The organism is Streptomyces solincola (genome assembly GCF_002982015.1).
GTDB classification, from domain to species: domain Bacteria; phylum Actinomycetota; class Actinomycetes; order Streptomycetales; family Streptomycetaceae; genus Streptomyces; species Streptomyces solincola.
In genome coordinates this window covers 1-1697 of record NZ_PVLV01000508.1, presented here as the reverse complement: position 1 = coordinate 1697, position 1697 = coordinate 1, and the positions used below count along the sequence as shown (strand labels likewise).

Annotated in this window: 1 protein-coding gene and 1 pseudogene; both read left to right on the top strand. The window is 75.6% G+C overall.

Translation table 11 applies throughout. The features are described from left to right. Nucleotides 1-324 (top strand): annotated as a pseudogene (locus C6N75_RS25935) (MFS transporter); the annotation flags it as partial. Continuing rightward, nucleotides 293-1471: an acetoin utilization protein AcuC gene (locus tag C6N75_RS25930; RefSeq protein WP_181160620.1), complete on the top strand. Its 1179-nt coding sequence runs from the start codon at nt 293-295 to the stop codon at nt 1469-1471. The pseudogene C6N75_RS25935 and the gene C6N75_RS25930, both read left to right, overlap by 32 nt. The last annotated feature ends 226 nt before the right edge of the window (nt 1472-1697 follow it).

Below are 1697 nucleotides of genomic sequence, written 5' to 3'. Positions count from 1 at the left end.
GTGGTGGCCGCGGCGCCGGGGCCGTGGGCGGGGGTGGCCGGGTTCACGGTGCTGGGCCTGGGGCTGAGCGTGCTGGTGCCGCAGGTGTTCGCGGCGGCCCGGGGGGACGCGGAGGTGGCACGGCTGAACGTCTTCAACTACGTCGGGTTCCTGGTCGGGGCCCCGCTGGTGGGCGCGGTGGGGGAGGTGTGGAGCCACCGCGGGGCGATGCTGGTGCCGATGGTGCTGGTGCTGGCCGCGGTCGGGTACGCCCGGGCGTTCGGCGCGGGCGGCGACCGATACGGTGGCGGTCATGAGCGGCCGCACATTGTTGATGTGGGATGAAGCGGTGACCGGGTACGACTTCGGGCCGAGTCACCCGATGGACCCGGTCCGGCTGGCGCTGACCATGGGGTTGGTGCGGGCCTACGAGCTCGACCGGAAGGCCGAGGTGGTGTCCGCGAAACCGGCCGGGGAGTCCACCCTGCGGCTGGTGCACCGGGCCGACTACGTGGCGGCGGTGCGGGCGGCGTCGGCCGATCCCGACCAGGCCGACCAGGCGTACGGGCTGGGCACGTTGGACGATCCGGCGTTCGCCGGGATGCACGAGGCCTCGGCGCTGATCGCCGGGCAGTCGGTGGGCGCGGCCGAGGCGGTGTGGCGCGGCGAGGCCGCGCACGCGGTGAACTTCGCCGGCGGGCTGCACCACGCCATGCCCGGTTCGGCGGCCGGTTTCTGCGTGTACAACGACGCCTCGCTGGCCATCGCCCGGCTGCTGGAGCTGGGCGCGGAGCGGGTGGCGTACGTGGACGTGGACGTGCACCACGGGGACGGCGTGCAGGCCGCGTTCTGGGACGACCCGCGGGTGCTGACGGTCTCCCTGCACGAGCATCCGCGCACCCTGTTCCCGGGCACCGGCTGGCCGGAGGAGACCGGCGCGGCCGGCGCGGGGGAGGGCGGCGCGGTGAACGTGGCGCTGCCGGCCGGCACCGGCGACGAGGGCTGGTTGCGGGCGTTCCACGCGGTGGTGCCGGAGCTGCTGGCGGACTTCCGGCCGCAGGTGCTGGTCACCCAGCACGGGGCGGACACCCACTTCGAGGACCCGCTGGCGCATCTGGCGGTGTCGCTGGACGCCCAGCGGGCCGTGCAGGAGGCGTGCCACGAGCTGGCGCACGCGCACGCGGAGGGCGGGCGCTGGGTGGCGCTGGGCGGCGGCGGATACGCCGTGGTGGACGTCGTACCGCGGTCGTGGACGCATCTGGTGGGCATCGCGGCGCACGCGCCGGTCGAGCCGGAGTCGGTGATCCCGTCGTCGTGGCGGGACCAGGTGTACGCGCGCACCCGGCAGTCGGGGCCGGGGCGGATGACGGACGGGCGGTGGCCGGTGGACTGGCGGCCGTGGGAGGACGGCTACGATCCGGCGGACCGGCTGGACCAGGCGGTGCTGGCCGCGCGCCGTTCGGCGTTCCCGCTGCGGGGCCTGCTGCCCTGACCGGGCCCCGGGCGGCCCTCTACGCCGGCGGATACGGCGGTCGGGCAGACGCGTCGTCGGCGGCGGGACCGGTCGCCCTCCGCCCGACGTAGGGGAGATGTGTCGACAAGGCGACCCGGTTCGGCGTACGCAGGGGCCGTCCCGCCGCCATCCCGGGCGTCGCTTTGGTAAGGGGCGCGGGGCGGCCCCTGCGTACGCCGAACCGGGTCGCCTTGTCGACACATCT

Bases quoted from the DNA above. Each gene is read 5' to 3' on its own strand.
- C6N75_RS25930 (WP_181160620.1), top strand. From the start codon at position 293: ATGAGCGGCCGCACATTGTTGATGTGGGATGAAGCGGTGACCGGGTAC.